The sequence below is a fragment of the Bradyrhizobium japonicum USDA 6 genome (assembly GCF_000284375.1).
GTDB classification, from domain to species: domain Bacteria; phylum Pseudomonadota; class Alphaproteobacteria; order Rhizobiales; family Xanthobacteraceae; genus Bradyrhizobium; species Bradyrhizobium japonicum.
Window position 1 is genome coordinate 2,037,608 of the sequence record NC_017249.1, and the last position, 22,537, is coordinate 2,060,144.

Annotated in this window: 22 protein-coding genes and 1 tRNA gene; 16 read left to right on the forward strand and 7 right to left on the reverse strand. The window is 62.1% G+C overall.

All coding sequences use genetic code 11. The features are described from left to right. The first annotated feature begins 143 nt into the window (after positions 1 to 143). Positions 144 to 950 carry a lytic murein transglycosylase gene (locus tag BJ6T_RS09550; RefSeq protein ID WP_014492115.1) on the forward strand — a complete coding sequence of 269 codons (807 nt, stop codon included), beginning with the start codon at positions 144 to 146 and terminating at the stop codon, positions 948 to 950. Between the two features lie 183 nt (positions 951 to 1,133). Here BJ6T_RS09550 and BJ6T_RS09555 read toward each other — a convergent pair whose 3' ends face one another. Then, on the reverse strand, positions 1,134 to 1,970 hold the full coding sequence (locus tag BJ6T_RS09555; RefSeq protein ID WP_014492116.1) for an SDR family NAD(P)-dependent oxidoreductase: 837 nt from the start codon (positions 1,968 to 1,970) through the stop codon (positions 1,134 to 1,136). Between the two features lie 120 nt (positions 1,971 to 2,090). Between BJ6T_RS09555 and BJ6T_RS09560 the strand changes: the two genes are divergently transcribed. The 4 genes from BJ6T_RS09560 (at position 2,091) to BJ6T_RS09575 (ending at position 5,628) form a co-directional block, all read left to right on the forward strand. Continuing rightward, the gene (locus tag BJ6T_RS09560) at positions 2,091 to 2,465 is read left to right on the forward strand and encodes a response regulator (protein ID WP_014492117.1); all 375 of its coding nucleotides are present in this window, start codon (positions 2,091 to 2,093) and stop codon (positions 2,463 to 2,465) included. A 51-nt stretch (positions 2,466 to 2,516) separates the two neighbouring features. Next, positions 2,517 to 3,128, forward strand: a complete 612-nt coding sequence (locus BJ6T_RS09565; RefSeq protein ID WP_014492118.1) for a LysE family translocator — start codon at positions 2,517 to 2,519, stop codon at positions 3,126 to 3,128. A 630-nt stretch (positions 3,129 to 3,758) separates the two neighbouring features. After that, positions 3,759 to 4,970 carry a GGDEF domain-containing protein gene (locus BJ6T_RS09570; protein ID WP_014492119.1) on the forward strand — a complete coding sequence of 404 codons (1,212 nt, stop codon included), beginning with the start codon at positions 3,759 to 3,761 and terminating at the stop codon, positions 4,968 to 4,970. A gap of 37 nt (positions 4,971 to 5,007) precedes the next feature. Beyond that, the gene (locus BJ6T_RS09575) at positions 5,008 to 5,628 is read left to right on the forward strand and encodes a peptidoglycan recognition protein family protein (RefSeq protein ID WP_014492120.1); all 621 of its coding nucleotides are present in this window, start codon (positions 5,008 to 5,010) and stop codon (positions 5,626 to 5,628) included. Between the two features lie 7 nt (positions 5,629 to 5,635). Here the strand turns inward: BJ6T_RS09575 and BJ6T_RS09580 are convergent, their stop codons facing one another. From BJ6T_RS09580 to BJ6T_RS09590, 3 genes are all read right to left on the reverse strand, one after another. Beyond that, entirely contained in the window at positions 5,636 to 5,977 is a 342-nt protein-coding gene (locus BJ6T_RS09580) for a hypothetical protein (protein WP_014492121.1), read from the reverse strand. Positions 5,978 to 6,400: 423 nt separating this feature from the next. Then, positions 6,401 to 7,300, reverse strand: a complete 900-nt coding sequence (rpoH, locus tag BJ6T_RS09585; RefSeq protein WP_014492123.1) for an RNA polymerase sigma factor RpoH — start codon at positions 7,298 to 7,300, stop codon at positions 6,401 to 6,403. Between the two features lie 216 nt (positions 7,301 to 7,516). Continuing rightward, positions 7,517 to 8,524, reverse strand: a complete 1,008-nt coding sequence (locus BJ6T_RS09590) for an RluA family pseudouridine synthase (RefSeq protein ID WP_014492124.1) — start codon at positions 8,522 to 8,524, stop codon at positions 7,517 to 7,519. On the opposite strand from BJ6T_RS09590, the gene BJ6T_RS09595 reads away from it, so the two are divergent. The 3 genes from BJ6T_RS09595 (at position 8,523) to BJ6T_RS49570 (ending at position 9,576) form a co-directional block, all read left to right on the forward strand. Next, positions 8,523 to 8,867 carry a hypothetical protein gene (locus tag BJ6T_RS09595; RefSeq protein WP_014492125.1) on the forward strand — a complete coding sequence of 115 codons (345 nt, stop codon included), beginning with the start codon at positions 8,523 to 8,525 and terminating at the stop codon, positions 8,865 to 8,867. The genes BJ6T_RS09590 and BJ6T_RS09595 overlap by 2 nt on opposite strands. A gap of 57 nt (positions 8,868 to 8,924) precedes the next feature. Beyond that, positions 8,925 to 8,999, forward strand: a tRNA-Glu gene (locus BJ6T_RS09600). Between the two features lie 391 nt (positions 9,000 to 9,390). Further along, positions 9,391 to 9,576 (forward strand): helix-turn-helix domain-containing protein, encoded by a 186-nt coding sequence (locus BJ6T_RS49570; protein WP_141378892.1) that lies wholly within the window; start codon positions 9,391 to 9,393, stop codon positions 9,574 to 9,576. A gap of 143 nt (positions 9,577 to 9,719) precedes the next feature. On the opposite strand, the gene BJ6T_RS09605 is transcribed toward BJ6T_RS49570, so the two are convergent. Further along, complete coding sequence (locus BJ6T_RS09605) at positions 9,720 to 13,343, reverse strand: AAA family ATPase (RefSeq protein ID WP_014492126.1); 3,624 nt, start codon at positions 13,341 to 13,343, stop codon at positions 9,720 to 9,722. Next, on the reverse strand, positions 13,330 to 15,144 hold the full coding sequence (locus BJ6T_RS09610) for a hypothetical protein (protein WP_014492127.1): 1,815 nt from the start codon (positions 15,142 to 15,144) through the stop codon (positions 13,330 to 13,332). The genes BJ6T_RS09605 and BJ6T_RS09610 overlap by 14 nt, the downstream gene beginning before the upstream one ends. A 523-nt stretch (positions 15,145 to 15,667) precedes the next feature. Between BJ6T_RS09610 and BJ6T_RS42470 the strand changes: the two genes are divergently transcribed. From BJ6T_RS42470 to BJ6T_RS09630, 4 genes are all read left to right on the forward strand, one after another. Next, positions 15,668 to 16,888, forward strand: coding sequence for a hypothetical protein (locus tag BJ6T_RS42470; RefSeq protein ID WP_014492128.1), 1,221 nt, complete (start codon positions 15,668 to 15,670; stop codon positions 16,886 to 16,888). Further along, a complete protein-coding gene (locus BJ6T_RS42475; protein WP_014492129.1) occupies positions 16,889 to 17,449 on the forward strand; it encodes an MltR family transcriptional regulator in 561 nt (186 codons plus the stop codon). It abuts the gene before it with no gap. A 90-nt stretch (positions 17,450 to 17,539) separates the two neighbouring features. Next, complete coding sequence (locus BJ6T_RS09625; protein ID WP_014492130.1) at positions 17,540 to 18,580, forward strand: hypothetical protein; 1,041 nt, start codon at positions 17,540 to 17,542, stop codon at positions 18,578 to 18,580. Between the two features lie 61 nt (positions 18,581 to 18,641). Continuing rightward, positions 18,642 to 19,550 (forward strand): tetratricopeptide repeat protein, encoded by a 909-nt coding sequence (locus BJ6T_RS09630; protein ID WP_240537957.1) that lies wholly within the window; start codon positions 18,642 to 18,644, stop codon positions 19,548 to 19,550. Positions 19,551 to 19,682: 132 nt separating this feature from the next. On the opposite strand, the gene BJ6T_RS47040 is transcribed toward BJ6T_RS09630, so the two are convergent. Next, a complete protein-coding gene (locus BJ6T_RS47040) occupies positions 19,683 to 19,853 on the reverse strand; it encodes a hypothetical protein (protein WP_155256724.1) in 171 nt (56 codons plus the stop codon). A 128-nt stretch (positions 19,854 to 19,981) separates the two neighbouring features. Between BJ6T_RS47040 and BJ6T_RS09635 the strand changes: the two genes are divergently transcribed. The 4 genes from BJ6T_RS09635 to BJ6T_RS42490 all read left to right on the forward strand — a co-directional run bounded on the left by BJ6T_RS09635 (position 19,982) and on the right by BJ6T_RS42490 (position 22,528). Continuing rightward, the gene (locus BJ6T_RS09635; RefSeq protein ID WP_014492132.1) at positions 19,982 to 20,914 is read left to right on the forward strand and encodes an anti-phage phospholipase; all 933 of its coding nucleotides are present in this window, start codon (positions 19,982 to 19,984) and stop codon (positions 20,912 to 20,914) included. Positions 20,915 to 20,923: 9 nt separating this feature from the next. Further along, the gene (locus tag BJ6T_RS47045) at positions 20,924 to 21,247 is read left to right on the forward strand and encodes a nucleotidyltransferase family protein (RefSeq protein WP_014492133.1); all 324 of its coding nucleotides are present in this window, start codon (positions 20,924 to 20,926) and stop codon (positions 21,245 to 21,247) included. A 230-nt stretch (positions 21,248 to 21,477) separates the two neighbouring features. Further along, entirely contained in the window at positions 21,478 to 21,828 is a 351-nt protein-coding gene (locus BJ6T_RS47050; protein ID WP_014492134.1) for a nucleotidyltransferase-like protein, read from the forward strand. Between the two features lie 7 nt (positions 21,829 to 21,835). After that, positions 21,836 to 22,528: an AbiU2 domain-containing protein gene (locus BJ6T_RS42490; RefSeq protein ID WP_014492135.1), complete on the forward strand. Its 693-nt coding sequence runs from the start codon at positions 21,836 to 21,838 to the stop codon at positions 22,526 to 22,528. Positions 22,529 to 22,537 lie beyond the last annotated feature (9 nt).

Genomic DNA, 22,537 nt, shown 5'->3' on the forward strand with positions numbered 1-22,537 from the left:
ACATTATCATGCATCTCTTGCGTGAGTAAGCTCCATGTCGAGAATCAGGGCGCCGTCGGCAACCGCTGGGGCCGCCGCCGTTTTTGACGGCAATATTTCCGTCGTGGCATAGTCGGTAAACACGAAGCGGGAGAGAATCGAGCATGCTCAGGTGTCGGTTGGCGGCGTTGATCGGCGCCTTGCTGTTGGCCACTCCGTCTTATGCCGCGCGCTGCGGCGGCGACTTCAACAGCTTCGTCGCCAGCATGAGCTCTGAGGCGCAAGGAGCCGGCGTCTCGGCGAGCGTGACCAGCGCGGCCTTCAGCGGCATCGCCCAGGACGGCGCCGTGCTAGCCTTCGACCGGCGCCAGCGCTACACCTTCAACAAGAGCTTCGAGCAGTATGTCTCGACCCGCGTCGGCCCCGGCCGCATCAATGGCGGCAGGGCACTGTTGCAGCGCCACGCGGCGCTGCTCTCGCGCATCGAGCAGCAGTTCGGCGTGCCCCGCTACATCCTGGTCGCGATCTGGGGGCTGGAAAGCGATTTCGGCAAGGGCGACATCGGCAAGCTGCCGGTGATCCGGACGCTCGCCACGCTCGCGCATGATTGCCGCCGCACCGAGCTGTTCCAGGGCGAGCTGCTCGCCGCGCTCAAGATCGTGCAGCGCGGCGACCTGCCGCTGCGCGACCTGATCGGCGCCTATGCCGGCGAGATCGGCCAGACCCAGTTCCTGCCGTCGTCCTACATCAAATACGGCGTCGATTTCGACGGCGACGGCCACGTCGATCTGCGCCACAGCGTGCCCGACGTGCTCGCTTCGACAGCGAACCTGCTTCACACCAGCGGCTTCAAGATGGGCCAGCCCTACGGCGAGGGCACTGCCAATTTCGAGGCGATGCGGGAGTGGAACAGGGCGGTGATCTACCGCAAGACGATCGGCTATTTTGCGGACCGGCTGGCGGGGCAGTGACCGCATACTCGGTGTCATCGCCCGCCTTGTGCGCACTTGCGCACTGGGGCGGGCGATCCAGTATTCCAGAGGCGGCGCGGCTAGAACCGAGAAGCCGCGGCGTACTGGATCCCCGGTCAAGCCGGGGGCATGACAGCGGTGTGGCGACAGCGGAGCACGCAGCGGCGATGCGTCGTGTCACGCCTACTTCGCCGTCCCTTTCGTCATCTTCTCCAGCTTGCGCTGCAACGGCGCCCAATAGGTGCCCGGGCGGAAGCGCTGCAAGATGTCCATGAAGCGGGCGTCGTTGCCGATCAGGATGCGGGGCTGGTTCTTCTCGATGCCCTTGATGATGCGCAGCGCGGCGTCGTTCGGCGTGGTCTTTGCCGCGTTCTCGAACCGCTCGATCGATTGCGCGCGGCGCGCATTGTCGGTGACGCCGACCCCGGTGCGCGAATTGCGCGCGATGGCGGTGGCGACGCCGCCGGGATGCACCACCGACAATCTTACGGGGCTGCCCGCCACCGCAAGCTCGTGCCGCACGCTCTCTGAAAAGCCGCGCACCGCGAACTTGGCGGCGGCATAGGCCGACTGTCCGGGCGGCGCGATGATGCCGAAGATCGAGGAGACGTTGACGATGTGCGCCTCTGCCAGCGTGTTCAGATACGGCAGGAAGGCGCGCGTACCGTGCACCACGCCCCAGAAATTGATGTCGAACAGCCACTCCATCTGCGCCTGGTCGATCTCCTCGAACGATCCCATCAACGCGACGCCGGCATTGTTGATGACGATGCCGAGCGCGGGATGCGCCGCGATCGCGTCACGCGCAAACTCTGCGATGTCGCCTGGCTCGCTGACGTCGACGCGATGCACGCTGACCTTGCGTGCGGTACCGATCTCGGCGGCGAGCGTCTTCAATCCGGCCTCGTCGCGATCGGCGAGCGCGAGATCGCAGCCGCGGTTGCCGAGCTCGATCGCCAGCGCGCGGCCGATGCCGCTGGCCGCTCCCGTGATGGCGGCCGCGCCGCGAATTGCAGTCATGATGTCCCCCTATCAAGCCCGTCATGTGGAACCATGTTTTACATTTTTCCATGACGGAACTGAACCAGGGACGAATTGGCTCCTTAATATAGGTCACACAAGCAAGCATCGGAGCGGCCCATGGGACAGGCAGAACCATTTCGCGCAACGGCGCTGATCGTCGAAGACGACGTCATGCAGCGGGAGATGCTCAGTCTTCTGCTGGAGGAGAGCGGCTACCAGGTCATCCAGTGCGACAGTGCCGAGGCTGCCCAGCGGGTGCTCGACCAGGGCGCCGGCACGCTCTGTCTGATGCTGACGGACGTCCAGCTTGCGGGGCGCATGAACGGGGTCGAGCTTGCGCACGTCGCCAAGGACCGCAATCCAAAGCTCGATATCGTCGTCACCTCCGGCCGCCCCTTGGCGCAGCCGTTGCCCGACGGCGCGAAATTCTGGGCCAAGCCATGGGCGCCGCTCGACGTGCTCCGCGAGGCCGAGCTCGCGCAGCTGTCCTGACGATCCGGGAGCTCGCTTTCTTGCCGCGAGGCACGGTGATAGGGTCTGCCCATGACCTTGTCCTTCCTGCTCACCTCGCTCATCGTCGTCGCCTCGCCCGGCACCGGCGTGCTTTACACCCTGGCTGCGGCGCTGACCCGCGGCTCGCGCGCGAGCATCGCTGCCGCCTTCGGCTGCACGCTCGGGATCGTGCCGCACATGATGGCTGCGATGCTCGGGCTTGCCGCGGTGCTGCACACCAGCGCGCTCGCCTTTGCCGCGCTGAAATGGGGCGGCGTGGCCTATCTGCTCTACATGTCCTGGCAGGCGCTGCGTGAGACCGGAGCGCTGGCGGTCGATGGCGAGATCAAGGAGCGGTCGAGCCGCCGCGTCATCGTCACCGGCTTCCTGATCAATATCCTCAATCCGAAACTGTCGATCTTCTTCCTGGCCTTCCTGCCGCAGTTCATCGCGGTGGACGAAGCCCATGTGCTGGCGCGGATGCTGGAATTGAGCGGCGCCTTCATGGCGATGACCTTTGCGGTGTTCGTGCTCTACGGCCTCTGTGCGGCGTCGGTGCGCGAGCGCGTCATCTCCCGCCCGCGCGTCATGGCCTGGCTGCGCCGCAGCTTCGCCGCCGGCTTTGCCGCGCTTGGCGCCAGGCTGGCGTTTGCGGAGCGGTAGGCTTCGCCTTCATCTCTCCCCGCTTGCGGGGAGGCGCTGCAGCTGAGCGTGGAGCAATAAAAAAGCGGGCCTTGCGCCCGCCATCTTCAAACTATTCAACCTTACCCGACGCCCGGGCGGAGCGAGGCTCCACCCGGGCAAAGAACATGCTGGCTACTTCTTCTTCGCGGCCTTCTTGGCCTTTTTCTTCGTCGCCTTCTTCGCCTTCTTCGCTTTCTTAGCCATAGTATCCTCTCAAGGGTTCATGGTTAAACGCGACACGAGGGATGCTCGGCGGAGGGCCAGCCTCGCAACATCCTCGATCACAAACTCAGCAGATTCGCGGGCGGCTGCCCCGTGCTGTCACATCTGTGTCATTACGTTATCCACAGCTCAGATGCATTTTTGGGTGATTTTTGCCCACGAATCCGCATCGGCGTGGCCGCGCGGCGAGGCCGCGACATGCCTAACGATCCGATAATCGCGGCGCTCTGTTCATGAATCCAAAACCAAGGGCGAGCTTTCGCAGATCGCAGTGAGGTTCCGTTAAGTGCAATCCGCGCATTCTTTTCCGCAGGAACGCGGGGAAAGGGTCATGGACGAGCGGCTGCCAGAGACGGGGGGTGCGACGCTGCGCGTGCCGCACGCGCCATGCTGAACGTACCGACACTCTGGACGGTCTTCATCGTCAACTTCCTGGCGCTTGGCCTGATCTGGGCCTACGTGACGCGCTCCTATCCGAAATTTGCGGCCGCGCGGTTCTGGATGGCATCGTCGTTCATCGGCGCCACAGGCGCGATGACGGCCCTGATCCGCCTGTTCGTCGCCTCTCCCCTGCCGCTTCTTGTCGGCGCTGCCGGTGTCATCGCGGCGAGCTGCCTCGCCGCTATGGGCATTCAGCGTTTCTATGACCGGCCGGTCTCATGGCGCGTCATGACCGCAACGGGGATGCTAAGCCTCGCCGGCGTCGTGTTCTTCATGGTCGGCTTCGAGCACATGCAGCTGCGCATGCTCAGCTACACGCTCGGCCAGGCCTTGCCGCTGGTGCTGGCGCTGCGTCTGCTCCTGGCGCCGCCGGAAGGCCGCGTCAGCCCGGGTGCGCGGCTGTCCGGCATCGTCATCCTCATCATCATCGGGATCTTTGCGGTTCGCACGCTGGGCAATCTGCTCGGCCACGATTTCTCGGCACGCGCCGGCGGTCAGGCTCATGGCGTCATGGTGCTGGGCCTCCTGTTCCTGTCGATGACGCTCAATTTCGGCTTCCTGCTGATGGCGATGGATCGCCTGCGCAACGAGGTCGCCGACCTCGCGCTGCTCGACGATCTCACCGGCGTCGCCAACCGGCGGCATTTGTTGCAGCGCCTGTCCGAGGAATGCGCCCGGTCCGAGCGCAGCGGCGAGCCGTTCTCGCTGCTGGTGATCGATCTCGACGGCTTCAAGGCCATCAACGACACCCATGGTCATGCCGCGGGCGATGCCTGTCTCCAGCACTTCACCCTGATGGCGCAGACGCGGCTGCGGCCGGGCGACATGCTGGCCCGCACTGGCGGCGACGAGTTCTGCGTCGTGCTGCCGTCCTCGTCCCTGCGCGAGGCTGCCGCGATCGCCCGCCGCGTGCTCGACGTCTGCCGCCAGGACGCCGCGGGCTGCACAACCAGGGACATCCCGATCGCGATCTCGATCGGCGTTGCCGAATGGGACCGCGGCGTCGGCCGGTTTCCGGACCGACTCATCGCCCATGCCGACCACGCCCTCTATGACGCCAAGAAGAACGGCAAGAACGACTTTGCCGTCTACGATCCGGCCCCGCCGCTCTCGCCTGAGCAGCCTGGGCTCGGCGAGGCCACGCGCAAATTCGCCTAGGGTTGTGCTAGGCTCGGGTCCGCATTGGACCCGCACGATGATGTTTCGCCTGCTCGCGGCTATTTTCGCCGCTCTCCTGATCGCTCCCGCCGCCGCAACTGATGCCGAACTCGTAAAGATCGCGCGCGGCTCCGGCACGCCCGACATTCCCGGCTTGAAAATGGTCTGGCTCGCGCCATGGGGCGACGTCCGCGACGCCCATCCCTGGCGCAACATCATCGTGCACCAGACCGAGGGGCCGACAGGCTCGGCGCGCGGCGGCGCGGCGGAGCAGTCGAAGAACCCGACGCGCCGCGGCGTCACGGTGTGGGTCGAGACCGACGGCACGGTCTATTGGGCGGTCGCCGAGAACCTGGTGCCGACCCATGGCGACGGCGCCAACCGCAACGACAACAAGTACATCGACAACAGATCGACCTATCGCCAGGTGGTGCGTGACAACTCGATCGGCGTCGAGTTCGCGGGCAACTATCCGGATGTCACCGCGGGCCCGACCGAGGCGCAGGTCGCGGCCTGGAAGGTCCTCGTGAAGGTGCTGCGCGCGCGCTACGGCATTCCGCTCGACCACGTCTATGCGCACAACTGGATCGACTACAAGGACGCCCGCTATTGCGAAGGCTGCTGGCTCGCGACGCTGGCGCGGACATGGGGGGAGTGACGAGCAGCTAAACCGGCTGCGCCATCCATCCGAACAGACGTCGCATCAATCCCGGCCGCCGTGGCAATTTCGGCGGGCCGTCCGACGCCAGCACGCGTTTGAAGAAGTAGTCCAGGAACACCATGTCGTTCGGCTCGGTGACGGTGAATTTCTCGTCGCCGAAGAACACGCTGTAATTATAGAAGAACGGGCCCATGAGCGGGATCGTCGCGGTCGAGGCATAGTCCTTGGAGATGACGAACTCCGCGGGATCGAGCCCGTGCTCGCGCATCGCCTGCTCGACCAGCGGCAGCTTGCGCATGAACTGGGCGGAGAAGCCGCCGACGGTGGATTGCAGGATGATCGACACGGTTGGTGTCCGTTCGGTTGAGGCCGCCGGCCCGATCATTCTGGGTCGGTCGACCGGACGCGCGGGTTCAAGGCAAGCCCGCTTCTACGTCGGCCAGGGGGAGGAGACCGTGATGGCGGTCTCACAGGCTTCTCTGCCGACCCCAGCCACAGCTGTCATCGCCCGGTTTAACCGGGCGATCCAGTATTCCAGAGGCCTTCGTTGGAGATTCGCTCTCGCGATTGGCGCTGCGGCGTACTGGATGCCCCCGGTCAAGCCGGGGCATGACACCGAGTGTAGGGGCCGCACGTCGCATCACTTGGACGAAGCATGGCGCATGGCGCCCCTCTCGAACAGCGCATTGCCATGAACAAAAAAGCCGGCGTTGCCGCCGGCTTTCTGCTTCTTGTCGATCCGCCAATATCTATCGCGAAAAAAGCCCGCTTAATGCGCGGCTTCCAGCGCGGCCTGTTCCGCCCGTGCAATCGTGCCCTTGACCGCGGCCTGCACCTTTTCAAAGGCGCGGACTTCGATCTGGCGCACGCGCTCGCGCGACACGCCGAACTCGGCGGCAAGGTCTTCCAACGTCATCGGCTCATCGGCGAGGCGGCGAGCCTCGAAGATGCGGCGTTCGCGCGGGTTGAGCACGCCCATCGCGCCGTTCAGCGCGTCACGGCGTTCGTCATACTCCTCGTGCTCGGCCAGCATGGCTTCCTGGTTGGGCGTGTTGTCGACCAGCCAGTCCTGCCACTCGCCGGCTTCGCCGTCATCGCGGATCGGAGCGTTGAGCGACGCGTCGCCACCGAGGCGGCGGTTCATGTCGATCACGTCCTGATCGGTGACGCCGAGGCGCTTGGCAATGATCTTCACCTGGTCGGGGCGGAGATCGCCCTCGTCCAGCGCGTTGATCTTGCTCTTGGCCTTGCGCAGGTTGAAGAACAGCTTCTTCTGGTTCGCGGTGGTGCCCATCTTCACGAGCGACCAGGAACGCAGGATGTACTCTTGAATCGACGCCTTGATCCACCACATCGCGTAGGTGGCGAGACGGAACCCCTTTTCGGGTTCGAAACGCTTCACCGCCTGCATGAGGCCGACATTGCCTTCCGAGACGACCTCGGAGATCGGCAGGCCGTAGCCGCGATAGCCCATGGCGATCTTGGCCACGAGGCGGAGATGGCTGGTGACGAGTTGGTGTGCCGCGTCGCGATCGTCATGCTCACGCCAACGCTTGGCGAGCATGTATTCCTGCTGGGGTTCCAGCATCGGGAACTTACGGATCTCGGCGAGGTAGCGAGAAAGGCCGGATTCTCCATTGAGGACCGGCAAAGCAGCGGTACGGGCCATGATGAAGCCCTCCAAGGTTCAGGCCCCCGATAGCGGCGGGCCAGGCAGACGACCGCTGTGTTAAAGCCGGCCGTAGCTGCGATGTTCCGTTGGTCATTTCCAACGCAAGCGCAATATACCCCATGGGGTGTCAAAAAGGGAAGGATTGCTGACGTCACGTCCCCGTGTGGCAGCTATAACTTTTTGTAATGTAACGATTTTCCAAGGCGGCCTGCGTCATAGCGCCGCTTTCAGGGCGCCCTGAAGGAGAAGCAAATCCTTCGGCAGGGGCGCTTCCCAGTGGAGTAATTCTCCGGTCCTCGGGTGTTCCAATACCAGCAAATAGGCATGCAGGGCCTGCCGCCCAAGCATGGCGAGAGTCGCCTGCGACTCGGGGCCGAGGTGGTTCGCCTTGGTCTTGAAATGCGGTCCGTAGACTGCGTCGCCCATCAGGGGATGGCCGATATGGGCGAGGTGGACGCGGATCTGGTGGGTGCGTCCGGTCTCGAGCTCGCAGGCGAGCAGGGAGGCGATCGGCTTGCCGTCACGCCCTGCAAAACTCTCCAGAAGCTCCCAATGCGTCACCGCATCGCGGCCGCCCTGGCGCACCGCCATCTTCTCGCGCGCGTATGGGTGGCGGTCGATCGGCGCATCGACGGTGCCGCGATGGCGTCCCGGCAGTCCCCAGGCGAAGGCCATGTAGCCGCGGCGCATCGCGCCCGTCCGGCCGTGGTCGGCGAATTGCGCGGTGAGCGAGGCATGGGCGAGGTCGTTCTTGGCGACCACCATCAGCCCGGTCGTGTCCTTATCGAGCCGGTGCACGATGCCGGGCCTGCGTACCCCGCCGATGCCGGAGAGCGAGCCGCCGCAATGGGCGATCAGCGCATTCACCAGCGTGCCGGTCTCGTGGCCGGCCGCGGGGTGGACGACGAGGCCCTTCGGCTTGTTGAGGACCACGATGTCGTCGTCCTCAAACACGATATCCAGCGCGATATCCTCGCCCTTGGGCTCCGGCGGGGCCGCCTCCGGCACGTCGATTGTGATCGTATCGCCGGATGTGACGTGATAAGCGGGGTCCCGGATCGGGGCGTCCCTGAGGCTCACCGCGCCCGCCAAAATCAGGGCTTTCAGCCTCGATCGCGACAGGTCGGTGAGGTGCGCCGCCAGCACGCGGTCGAGCCGGGCCGAGCCCTCGTCGCCGGCGACGACAACTTCCAACCTTTGCGCAGAGCCTGAGCTATCCATGACGACGTCTGATACCGCTGTTCCCGAACCGAGCCCCGAGCAGGCCGCGCTGTTCGCGCGGGTGCGGCGGATGATGCTGATCGCGGGGTTGACCACGGCGCTGGCAATCTGCGCCGTCCTGATCGCGGTGGGCTACCGCCTTTTCAAGTCGGAGGGAAGGGCGTCCGAAATGGTCGGCGACGTCACCGCCGCCCTGCCCAAGGGCGCCAGGATCGTCTCGACCGGGGTCGCCGGCGACCGCCTCGTGGTCACGCTGGACGTGGGCGGCGTCATCGAGATCCGCACCTTCGACGCCCACACCCTGAAGCCGGTCGGGAAGCTGAAATTTGCCAATGAGCCGTAAAAGGCTCGCTCGGGTCCTTGCGGCGGACAAATTTCGAGGTTATTGGCTAGCCCTCACGCTCCCTTCGTCTAGCGGTTAGGACGCGGCCCTCTCAAGGCTGAAACAGGGGTTCGATTCCCCTAGGGAGCGCCAGCAAACTCAGGCACTTAGGTCGCCATCGGCCACGTTCGTTGAATATTGGTTGAATAAGACGCTGGTGAACAGCGGCGAACGCTTGGGGAATTTGCCTGCCGACATTTGGCAGACTGGCCTCGGCGCAATGCCTCGCTGTGGCTGGCGCATTCGCGAAAAATTTCCTCGTCGCCCTTTTTGTGTCCGGGAATATTCAAACCGCCGCTGACGTGCGCTGTCGTACGCGAGCGCCCTCGGATGCTCGCATTGACGTTGCTCATCGCACAATCAACCCTTCCGTCGAGCTTTGCGCAAATCGGAGGGACACGTGAGATACAATCGACGAGAGAAAATTGGCGGACAACAGTCACAAGTCACCCCATCTGATCCGAAAGCCGCAGAACCGAGCACGATGCCATTCGCCCAGCGGCTCACCTGCACGATCGACGATGCATGCGAAGTGACCGGCTTGGGACGGACGAAGCTTTACGAGTTGATAGGAGCTCGCCGTATCGCCACGACAACGATCGGACGTCGGCGACTCGTAGTGGTACGCTCACTTCTGGTGCTCCTTGACACCAACATGTCGAACAGATGAACGTGCGTGATACCCTTGAAGGCGTGCGAGAACTATCTCGCGATTTGTGTGTATTGGTCTGGGCGTTTCTGATGCGAAACTGGTGATGTGACACATCACTCAGATCGAGGAATGTGCGCGCCGCCTGTCGCATGCCGAGTGATTCAGGAACCGACCCGGTCAATGAGCGGACCATCTTCTCCGATGGCACGGAAGCGGTAAAAGCGAACGCTGTCTTGCAAATAGTTGAATTTCTGGCGCGCGAGCTGGAAGAACTTCTCGTCGCAGGTCGAGATGATGAATTGCCGGGTGCCGAAGTCTGACTTCAGCAGACCCATGATGAGATCCAACAGCGCATAGATATTGAGATCGTCGAAATGCGTGACGGGATCATCAAGAAAGACCGGCGCCAGCGACGACCAGTTTTGTCCGCTGCAGGCCGTCAGGAAGAGACCGAGTTGCAGCGTTTGCTTCTGGGATTCGCTGAAATAGTCGACGGGCCGCAGCTCGACGCCATGCCGCTTGACTGTGACCGAGATATCGGACCTGCGATTGACGATCTCGACGTCGTCGAAGCCGTAGACCGATCGAAGCCGGCGCTGAATGACCGATGTCCGCGGGCCGTATTGGCGCGTGAAGTTGGCGATGGCCGCAGCCTGTTCGTCAGACAGAATCTTCTCGATCGCAGCGAAGTAATCCCGCCAGGGCTTGCACGCGGCACGCGACGCCTTCTTCTCGGCGATGAGCTTTTCTTTCGTCGCGATGGTCGATTCAAGCCGGGCGAGCGCGGCGGCGGTTGTCGCGGCATCGAGGCCGATCTCGGCACTTGCAACACGCTGGTGCAGGGCGCGCAGGCGGGCAAGCGCCTGGGTTTCTTCCCCCAGTTTTCCGAGCAATTCCTGCTCGTCGGAATCTTCCGGTAAACCGGCGTCGGCAAGCCGCGCGATGATGGCCTTGCGTGCTTGTTCGTTCTCGTTTGCGCTCCTGCGGAGGATCGGGAGTTGGCCTGCGAGCTCCCCGAGAATACGTGACTCCGCATCGAGCAGTCCCTGCAGCCTTGTCTGTTCCTGTGTTGCGGCATCGTGAGATTGGCGAAGCTCATCGAGTAGCCCCAAGCGATCGTGCTCCGCATTATTCAACTCACCATCGTTCGAATCCAACGTCACGCCACTCAAGCGCGGGTCGCTACGTAATGTCGTGAGCCCCTTGCGAATTCGCTCCAGTTCCGTATTGACCGCGGTCCTCGCCGACTCTTGCTGGGCGATCGACTTGGTGAGCGCATCGAGGGCGGCCTTTGCCGCATCGGCAGCATCCGCAGCCGCCTTCACGGCAGCATTGCTGCCTTCTATCTCCTGGCGTGCTTCGGTGGAATTGATCGCAGTCTGCCGGCTCAATTCAGTCAAACCGGCAGATGCATTCAGACCGAGACCATTTGCCGTGTTCGTCCAGACATTAATCTCGCGATCACGGACGATGCGATCGTTTGCGAGTTGGCTCAATTGCGTTTGAATGGACTTTTGCGCCTCACGATTTCCGGAGAGCTGGCGGGTGATTTCCTGGATACGCTGCCGCAGCCCAGCGAGTTCGGTGCGTGCCGTCCCCGCGCTGTCGAGTGTCATCTGCCCCTGGATATGACGGACGAGCTCGTCCTGATTTCCGTGATCGACGCCGCACAGCGGACAGTTGCCGTCCGTGATATGCTTTTGCAGCTGGGAAAGTAATTGTCGCAGCTCGGACTGGCTGCGATCGGCATCGGCGATCACCCGCTCGAGGGCTGTCTGCTGTGGGGTACTCGCATCCAGTTGCGCTTGCAGCGTTGGCTCTTCCGCCCGCAACTCCAGCAAGGTCTGGTTCAGGGTCGTTTCCTGCTGCCTGATTTCGGCGAGACGGTCGGTGCTTGCCTTCCACGGACCCAAGGCCGCACGAAGCGCTTCCAGATCGGCGGAACGCTTCCTCGCCGCAGCCTGCCGTTCAACGGACATCGCGAGCTGATTGGATTTTTGCTGCAGGTCGGCCGAGGCGGTTGCGGACCGGTTGCGATCTGCGGCGATCGCCTCGGTCGCCCGATTGAGACGCTCGGTTTGGATATTGAGCGAGTTGAGCGCGGTCGCGTAGCCTGGGCGCTGATCGCGTACCCATTTGAGATTGTCGAGCGCCGATTGAGCCTGCCGGATCTGGGCGGCGATCTCTGTAACGCGCTTGCGGACAACGTCCAGTTGCTGCTGAACGGACACTTTCGCTTGCTCGGCAGTCATCCTGCGAGCATCGCCCGCTTCGAGCTGCGCGCGCAGGTCCTTCCCTTCCTGGATGAGAGGGGGCAGCCGGACGACTTCTTTTCCAAGCTCGGAAAGAAGGGTGATCCTGCCCTCGCTTTCAGCGATGCGGGCTTCCAGCGCTGCTCGCCAGCCACGCGCTGTGGCGGCATCGATTGCGCCGGAACCGGCGTCGACGCCGATTTCCTTCAACGCGGCGCGCAAATTGCGCAGCTCGGCATTGAGGGCACCGATGTTCGATTTATCCTTGATGGTACGACGAAGGCCATCGAGCTCGGACTTGTCCGTCTTCAAGGATGCCGTGGTGTCCGCTATCTCGGAAGAAAGCGCATCGAGGCTGTTCTCGAGTATCGTCACGATGTTGGCGGACTTTTTCAACGCGTTCTCATAATCCTCGAACGCCAGCATGCGCGAGACGATCTCGCGCGGCAGCGTGCAATGATCCTTGAAACTCTGCGTCAGCGCCTGATTGTCCTGACTGAACAGGTGGGAGGCACGGAACAAGCTGATAAGATTGTCGATCCGTTCGGCGACGGCGTCTCCGCTCTTCGTCAACTGCTTGAGGATCGACTTACGGTCGGCCGCCGATCCGTCCAAGGTTGCGTGCGTCGCATCAGCGACAGTCCTGTCGATCGTGTGCGATGTTCCGTTGGATCGATATGTCAGGGAGACCCGGGCGTCTTCTGCTTCGCTGTCGAGATGCTTCGCGACCTCGCGGAAGTGATCGTTGCCGGTAACCTTTAAGCGTCCAATCGAACCGGTGACACCGAAGTCGATGGCATCGAAGAATGAAGTCTTGCCGAATCCGTTGGGTCCATAGAGCACCGTGATCTCGCTGCCGATCTCGAACGTCATCGGAGCGCGGTACGCCCGGAAGTTCTCGATCGTGACCGATTCCAGCAAGACAGGCGCGCCAGGCTGCTCGCCGGTGACCACAGATAGCGTGGCCACGCGTTTCGGTGCTTTCGGGCTTCCATACTCGTTAGCAAGACACGCTTCGACGATGCGTTCGGCACTTCGTTCGTGCTGAACCACGATATGCCGTGCCAGCGATGCCGGTACGTCCGATTGCTGAAGGAATGTTTGAGCCGAGGCCGGACGAAGGGCCGGCCCGTCAAGTTGCCTCAATGGCAGGAAGGGCAGCCGCGCGAGTGCGTTCCCGACGTGCTCGGTGAGCGGCACCACGAATTTGCGGCAAAAATAGACGTCGGTTTCGATGCGCGAAGCGAGCTGGTCAAGCTTGTCAGCGTCTGGCGATATGCAGAGCACGTAGGACAGATCGAATTGATCCCAGTCCTTCGATCGCTCGGCCTCGGCCTTGAATGCCTCGTAGGTTTCCTCGAATGTTGCGTGCGGATCGGAACCTGCAAAGGCAAAGGCGGCGACGACCCGATTGGTTAGCAGGATGGTGACGGGGAGACCATCTCCTGCCTCCAATACCGAGAGGGTGCCCCCCGGCACCTGACCGAGGCACGCCTTCACCGCTTCCGCGTGACCTTCGCTAAGCGCCGACATGGGCAGCAACTTTTTGTGAGAGTTCCTCGACGGTAGTCGCATTGATGAAGGCGGCGATCAACCCTTGATAATCGACGTGGATGATCGCGCTCTCGGGATCGGTGATCTTGCGCTCGTCACCAAGCTTTGGCTCGCTGGTTTGAAGGATGCTGCCAGATCGGCGCCGGCGCGGCAGGTTCTCACGATCGCGTGTGACCAGGATTGCCTGACGGCGGGTATTCGGCGTGAATTGGATTTGCGCGTATTTGTGGCAATGGTCATGTGTCTTGCCCCGTACGGCGAGGAGATCAAGGGTCTTCCCGCCGAGCGACACCGTGGCATGTCCAGCATTTTGATCGTCTGCAGTGACCCCGCCGCACACGCCAAACAGATCGAGCGTATTCACCACGTGGCCGAGAGCGCTGCGTTCATCAGTGTCCCACGCATCGGCGTCGTCTTCGGACCCGGCGCGTCCGCTTGCCTGACCGTCGCGCGCGGTGGCCAACTTGATCACCCGGTCGCAGGAGGATGCAGGGAGCGCGCGCAACTCCTGAATCGACGTGGCATGAGCGGCGTCGGCACGGGCGCCGAGGTCGCCCGCAGGCTGCAAATCGCTGAGGCTCGTTACATCGTCGAGCTCATCGTTGACCCATTTGACGCAGGCCGGGACCAGGTTGGATGGCGTGCGTGGATCGGGGGGAGCTGCCAGCGGGAAGACGAACGGTCGATCGACCGCGAACGTGCGGTGTGCCGCACCAGCGATCACGGAGTCGGGATTGATCTGGACGAACGAATGAATGCACGCGCCTTTCTCACGGAAATACGCATCGCGGAAGGGATTCAGCAGCGGATTACCCCTGAACCGTTGACCGCCCTTCGCGACGGTCGGCCGTGAAGGCATTTCCTGAAACAGCGTTTGTTGTGAGAAGACAACGCTGGTGCCGCCGTAGACCGCGGATCGCCCAGGGACGGGCTTGCCTGCGCTGTTGGCGAACACGAGGCATGTGCGGTCCCGCCGGACGTTCGGCACAGTCGTTCCGTCAAAGAAGGACGCTACCTCGCCCATAAACGATGGGTGCGACGGCCACGTGTTGCATTGGATGACGAACATCCATGAAAGCGCCAGCTCGCCTTCGCCAGCTTGCACGCCGAGATCATCGAGGGCCCATCGCCACGACCGCTTGGTGCCGATCGTGGCGATCCAGTCGAAACAGATCAGCGAGGAAAAACGGTACTTCTGGCCATTGGACAAAGTTCCCTTGAAGGAAAAGATCGATTTGCCCCGGTACATGTTTTGATAGGAGATGGTCTGCTCTTGCCAGGCTGGCCAAAGCTTTGGCTGCAGCCAGCGTTCGACCGTTCCATTTTCGGCCTTCGTCCAGATGATCGCGCAATTGATCCATTCGCCGGCGCCGATGTTGTCCAGCCCGTTATGCTCGGTATCGAAGTGGCTACCCACGCGACCGGCCAGACTTGCGAAGTCGGCCTTTGAGAGCGCATCCACCCCGCCGATGACGATCGTTCCTGCGGGCCATTGCGCATCCGCGAGCGCGGCGTCGATCAGCTCGACCCCCTCCAGACCGGGGATGCTGTATTCCGGGAAGATCGTGAAATGCGTTTTCTCGGCTTGATGAGGCGCGGCCCGCGAGACAGCCAGTGTCGCAGTCAGATTGCCCAAGAGCTCGGGTCTGCCGGCAGGGGGAGTCCTGTACGGCTCCTGCTGCGTCAGTGTCAGATGCGGTTGGGCGATCACCATCCCCACACGATCGTGCGGCAGCAGGATGCCCCGCTCTGTTAGGTCTACGCGTGAGATGTGGATCATGCCGGAATGAACTTGCAGGAAGGCGTCGAAGTCATGGACTTCGACTTGGTTGGACCACGAGAATTGGCTCCGCCAGGAAAGTGTGGCCGCCGCTCCTACAACTTATAGGCTAGAGTACGAAACCCGCACAAGAGCGTTCCTTGCAGGCGCCGCGCCCCTCCGTCGCGATGGCCGGCGAACGTCGTGGCTCAATCGCTGTTTGCGTGAATTTCGGAAACGAAGCCTGCTTTAAACGATCAGACGGAAGACGCAGGGAGCCATGTCTTGGCTGCGTCGGGTTGGAGCGATGCCCCTAACTAGCGGAAATGTAGCATATTTGGGATCGCGGCCCTTGTGCGCGCGATGGCTGAGCCTTTTAGCAAGCGCGGTGAAATGCCGCGTGGGGATCGAAGCCCTCGGAGGGCCGGGACGCGGCTTGGATCATGAGAGCCTCGGTCCGCGCCTGCGGACGCGCCTTGAAGCGGATATCAGGGAACGTACTAATGTGTGATCCGGTTCGCGAGATTCGAAGGAGTTGTATTGCGTGATAATATTTTGGTCATGGCAGTCGGACGTCCCGAAGGAGATCGGCCGCTTCTTCGTGCGTGACGCGTTGCGCGAGGCTATCCAGACGTTGAAGACCGACCAGGAGTTGCTGGAGCCGGTCGAGCGCGAGGCCGCGTCACGGCTTGCGATGGACTCAGACCGGCAGGGTGTGCCGGGAAGCCCCGATCTTGCGGCAACGATTTTCGAGAAGATCGAGAAGGCCGATGTGTTCCTCGCCGACGTGACGCTCGTCGGCGAAACGCCCGACGGGAAGAAGCTCATCAACTCCAACGTCGCGATCGAATACGGGCACGCGCACCGCGCGCTCGGCGCGCGGCGCGTACTGATGGTGCAGAACCTTCATTACGGTGATGGCGATGCGTTGCCGTTCGACCTGCGGCAAAAATCCTGGCCGCTGCACTACAGTCTCGCGCCCGGCGCCTCCAAGGCGGAGATCAAGGCGGAACGCGACAAGCTTAAAGTTCAGTTCGTCGCGGCGCTCCGCCCCTACCTCACCATGGCGGCGGCAGCAGCGCCGGACCATGTCCCGACGTCCACGACGTTCACTGAGGCCGTGTTCTTCCAGCCGGGCGAGATCCTCGCGCAGAACCATATGCCGCCGCCGGATGCGATTGACTACAGTTTCAGTCGGCGGGACGCGCTCTATCTGCGCCTCGTGCCGGTAGGGGCACGCGCGACGCCGCTCAAACTCACCCGTCTCTACGATGATGTGCTGAACCGGCGCGTCGATCTCCTCCTGCGCAATCTTTACATGGGCGTCGGCGATCGCAACGCCTATGGCGCCATCACCTACGAGTCGCACGGCACGGCGACCGAACCGCGTGCATTCACGCAAGTGTTTCCCAACGGCGAGTTCTGGGCCGTGACGACGGAGATGTTCGTTCATCATCAAGAAGACGATCTGATCCCGACCACGAATGTGCAGAGCATCTTCGGGCGCGTGCTCGAGAATTTCGTGGTATTGTCCAATAGTTACGGTAACGGCACGCCGCTGCGGGTGATCATGGGCGGTGTCGGCTTGCGGGGAAAGCGCCTCGGCATCGGCCGCCACCAAATCAGCCAGCCGATCCATGTCGACGCGCGGCACATCGAGGCCGAGTTGGCGACGGGATCACAGGAGGAACGTGACGCCGCCATGGCGGCGTGGCTGGCCGAACTCTACGATATTGCCGGCGTTCGGCACACGGACATGGAATAAATGGCGCGGCGCAAACCCACTCCCAAGGCCGCCAAGGCAACCGGTGAACGCCGGCCGGTCACGGTTTCGCAGAATTTCATGGACGGGATCACGCGCTTACTGGAAGACGCCCCGCGATGGATCGATGAAGCTCAGACGGCGACGGTGCTGAAGACGGTCGCCGTGTTCGAGGACGTAGTCCGGCAATGCCTCGAAAGCGTGATGCGCCCGATGACCAAGGCCATGGAGGCGCGGTTGTTCCAAGGTTACGGCCCCCTCAGTTCCTTCGCCGCCAAATGCGACCTTGCGTTCGCACTCGACCTCTTGTCGGAGAGCGATTACGCCGACTTGCAGGTCATCCGCAAGATACGCAACAGGTTCGCGCATGCGCAGGAGATCATGGGCTTCGAGAAGCCCGAGATCGCGAGCCTGGTCTCCAAGATGGCCCGGCCGAAACAGGAAGCCTCCTGGGCGTATGATTGGTACTTCAAACGCCTGCATGATATTGGCCTCAACCTGATCGCTGCGACGGCGAAGCAAGACGGCCCACGCGGGCGCACCGTGATATCCCGAAAGCGGTGATGACGGCAGGTTTGGCCGCCATTCTGCGGCATCGCCGCGATGGCATATCCATGCAATCATAGAACGATTCGTCTGCTCTTCCGAGATGCCATGGATATTGCCGCCGCGCTCGAGCGCATCCACGACCATATCGAGAATGACCGCGTTGAAAACGCGGTCATGGCTTGCCTGCGCGTCGCGCGGGCAAGCAAGGACTTCCTGTTCGCTGCCATCTTCCTTCGCGAGCTTTACCCAAGCAAAGCTGAAATCGCGCGGGCGCTGTTCAACGAAACGCAGCACCTCAACGATGAGGCCAAGAAGTTCATCTATGAGCGATCGCTGGATCGTCACCTCGACTTGCATACAATCGAAAGCATGGACCAGGACTCGGACAAGGCCGAAGGCGACCGCGCCAACGTCCTGCCCGTCGCGGCGGGTGAGATCGAGTCCGAGATCAAGCGTTGGCAGGACACGCTCGCCGACCTCGTGCCGCCACCGGGCCTGTCGCAGTTCGACGTGGCAGAGTTCACGCTGAGTGCCATGGAGCAGAAAGGGATCGTGCGAACGCGCCTTGCCGGGCTGTACACGGTCAAGGCGCGTCTCAAGACCCGTTGCTTTAACTACGCGCTGGAGATCGAGCGCCAGTTCGATGCGGGCCGGCAGCAGGATAACTTCCTGCACAGTGTTCAGGCGGAGGTGCACAATTACTTCAGGGGCCGGTCCGACTACGTCGTGCAGAAGCTGATCAAGGCGAGCCAACTGGCCGCCTCCAAGGATGGCGAGGATTGTGCGCTCGTGCTGACGGAGGTGCGCCGTGCGATGAAGGCGGCCGCCGATCTGTTCTGGCCGGTCACCGGCGAGGAGCCGGTAAAGTGCAGTGACGGGCAGGAGCGCAAGCTCGGCGATCAGCAATACCTCAACCGGCTGCAGGAATTCGCACGGGTCAAGCTGCGCAATTCGAGCGCGCGGGACCTGCTCTTGGCCGAACTCGACCATCTGGATGTCTTCTTCCGGCGGCTCAACGACCTCGCCTCGAAGGGTGTCCATGCCGAGGTCACCGTCGCCGAAGCCCGCCAGGGCCTGGTCGGTCTCTATTTCTTCCTGTCGAACCTGATCCGGCACCTCGTCTCGGCCGAGCCACAGACAGCGTGAGGGCTTCCCCGCGGGGCGCGGCTCGCCCTACTATGCCGGCATGGGCATGTGGAACTGGTTGATGGGATCGAAGGGCGCGCCGCACGGCGATACGGCCGAAGACGATTTCGATTTCGGCAACACGATCCATATCGCCTCGCATGATTTCATCGGGCTGCGCGCGCGCTCGCCCAACGGGCGGTTCACGCTGGCCTGGGCCGATGGCGGGCCTGATCAATCCCGTACCGGCCGGTATCTCGTGCTGGATGGCAAACGGGTGATCGTCGAAGGCCGGATGCCGCGGCCCAACGACGGCGCGGTGACGGACGTTGGCGTCTTCATTCTCAATGACTGGGGAGCGTCGGAGACGCTCAACGGGACGTTCCATGCGTTCGGCGCCGATGGGAAGATGTTGGTGTCACGCCATTTTATGGCCAACCTCTACAACAACGGCGTCTCGGCCGATGGTCGTTTCGCTGTGTGCCAGACCGCAAACGCGCCGGGCGCCGACGGCAACCGGCTCACCGTATTCGATGTGGAGGCTGGCCGGGAGATCGCTGGTTTCCAGCCGGAATCGGGCTGGGCCAAGGATTACGCGTTCTTTCCCGAGACCCGGCGCATCCGCCTTCTCTACCACGACGGCGGCGCGTTCGATTACGATTTCGAAGGCGTGTTCGTGGACCGGATGAAGTGGCTGGCATTCGGCCTCTCGCAAGGCAACATCTTCGTCATAGAGACCCTGATCGCGGAGATGGATGGCAAGCCGAGCCCCGGGCTCGCCGGCCAGGTCTTGCCCGCGACCGATGTCGCGCTCGGCAAACTTCGCCCCGACGATAGCCGCACGCGGGCGCGGCTGCTGCGGTCGCGCGGCACCTGTCTCGAGGCGCTGGCCGAGCTCCGCCAAGCGCTCGCCTGCTACGACGAAGCGCTGTCACTCGATCCCAAGGTCGGCGTAAAACGCAGGGCCGACACCTTGCGCAAGGTCGTCTAGCGAAGAGCCCGCCTTGAATCTCATTCAATGCGGGCAAGCGTGATTAGGCTCGGCCGCGCGGCGTCGACAACCGAGGCGTCGGGTTTCACGCCCCCTCTTTCGGGGCGCGGCCGGTTGGTCGATGCGGCGCGATCAAAAGCTCGCGACGATGCGAATAGACGCTTCGATCTTGAGACCGGCATCGCTTATGCGCTGCGCGACTATGCCTTCATCAAGCGAGCGCCCCTCGGTAGGCGCAGGAGCCCGCCGCGGGTTGCGGAAATTGTGAGGGAAGGTACCGCCGCCGAAAAAACAGAGGCTCATGGCGCCCACAAGCCTGGAATGAAGGTTTGTGAATAACGAGAATACGCAGAAATGTTCCCATGAACGTACCGAGAACAGGTATATTTCCCGTTGCAGGTGCCGAGTCGGCCTAACGCAACGGGCGGGTAATGGTGGAGACAGAAGAACCCAAGGTTTGCCGCATCCTCAGCCTCGATGGCGGGGGTGCAAAGGGATTCTATACCCTTGGGGTCCTGAAGGGCATAGAGGGAATGGTCGGCCCGCTGCATCAGCGATTCGACCTGATTTACGGCACCAGCACGGGCTCGATTATCGCGGCACTTCTCGCGCTCGGGCATTCGGTCGATGAGATTCTAGAACTCTACAAGACGCATGTCGTCGAGGTCATGAAGTGTTGGCTGCCGGGCAACAAGACGGCGGCGCTGCAGGCTCTCGCCGACCATGTGTTCAAGGACCAAGACTTCGCAGCTATAAAGACCAACGTCGGCATCGTCGCGACGCGCTGGGCGTTCGAGACACCGATGATTTTCAAGACCTCTGTCGACCAGGCACACGGCGACAAGCCGAATTTCGTGCCGGGTTTCGGCTGCAAGATAACAGACGCGGTGCAAGCGTCTTGTTCGGCATATCCATTCTTCAGGAAGAAGACCGTGACGACGAGTGGCGGCGAGTCGATTGTGCTCATCGACGGCGGCTATTGCGCGAATAATCCGACATTGTACGCGATTGCGGACGCGACGAACGCGCTGAAATTTGACCGTAAGCAGATACGCGTGGTCAGCGTGGGTGTTGGCGAATATCCCGCGCCGAAAAAGGGCGTGTTCAGTGCGATGCGCTGGATAGGCTATTTCTTCACGGTTCGGCTGCTGCAACGGGTTCTCGAAATCAACACGCAGTCGATGAACCAGCTTCGTCACATTCTCTTTCAGGACATCGACACGGTACGAATAAGCACCCGGTACACCGAACCTGAGATGGCGACGGATCTGTTCGAGCATGACCTGGCGAAGCTGGACCAGCTCTGGCAGCGGGGACGGCAATCGTTTCGCGACTATGAAAATGCATTGAGGAAGATTCTATAGGAGAGCGGCGTGGCAATTCCTGAGACTCAGCTTGAGACGTGGACGCACATAGGCGCCGCCGCGCAGTCCGCGGCAACGTATCAGTCCATTAAGGGCGTCATCGAACACAAGGACGCGCCTTATTCGTCCCGACGCATCGACTCGTTCCTGCAAGGGTCATACGGCAACGATACGAACGTCTACGGCGCGGATAGCGACGTCGATATCGTCCTGCGCACCCGAGGTCTGTTTCACTACAACATCGATGCCCTGTCAGGGCCGGAAAAACGGCATTCAAAACCGCGTATCCAACCCCTGCCGAATACACCCTGGAGTCATTTCGGACCGATGTAGTCGCGTGGCTCGACAAGCAGTACGGAAGCGACCTGGACACCTCGGGAAAGAAAGCCCTGCGGCTTAAGGCGAATGGGACTCGGCGAAGCTCCGACATTCTGCTGGTCGCGCCGCACAAGAAGTATTCCCGCTACTTCAGCGAACAGGACAAAGAGTGCATCGAGGGCGTACTATTCATCACGACCAACGGGACTGAAATCGTCAATTACCCGAAGCAGCATTCCGAGAACATGACTCGGAAACATCAGGCGACGGCCGAGTGGCTCAAACCGACCGTGCGCATCTTCAAGAACATGCGCAATCGGCTCATTCGGGACGGGAAGATAAAGAGCGGCGTCGCCCCCTCCTACTTCATTGAGGGCATGCTTTACAACGTGCCAGTAAGCGAGTTCGGCGTGAGCTACGCGAACACGGTCGATAAATGCTGGGGCTGGCTCAACAGTCCGCCAGATGCCGGCGCCCTCATGTGCGCTAACGGCATCCATCCGCTCGTTCGCGACAACAGCCATACGTCTTGGCCCATCCAGGGCTATCTCGACTTCTTGGCGGAAACTCAGAAGCTCTGGGTCCAGTGGAAGTAGGCTTCTGATGACTAGCCACACGGCGGACGAGGCGAAAGCCGCGAACATAGCGGCCATGGGTGGGCCGCTTGGCTCGCTGTACTCAGCCCTCTGGCAATCGGTAGCGGTCGTTCACGTTTATTGGAAAGAGTATGTCGAGCTGTTCGGCAGCAAGCCCGAGCGCATCGACCTACTCAATAGAGCGGCGCCGGCCTTCTTTCACATGCTTCAAGACGAGCTATGGGAGCTAACGCTGCTTCGTATCTCGCGTCTCACCGACCCGGCGAAGACCGGTAGGGCTGGTAGACAGAACCTGAGCATCCAAGCGCTGCCGCCGTTGATAGGCGACGCGAGGCTGAAGGCTCGGGTAACGCAGCTCGTCGCGGATGCGGTTTCGGAGACTGCATTTTGCCGCGACTGGCGAAACCGAAGGATTGCTCACAGCGACTTGCTGCTCGCGCTCGAACAACCGACCAAGCCGCTCGCGGACGCGAGTAGGCTGAAAGTGAAAACGGCGTTGTTGTCGCTAACAGCCGTCCTCAACGCCGTCGCCGGGCACTATATGGATTCCGAGAGCCGCTTCGACCTGGGAGGGCGAATTAACGGTGCCGTCACCCTGCTCTATGTTTTGAACGAGGGGGTGAAGGTAGGAGAGGCCCGCGAAAAGCGACTAGAGGAAGGGAAGCCGATCCCGGAAGACTTCCGTCGCGAACACATATGAGTAGGAGAT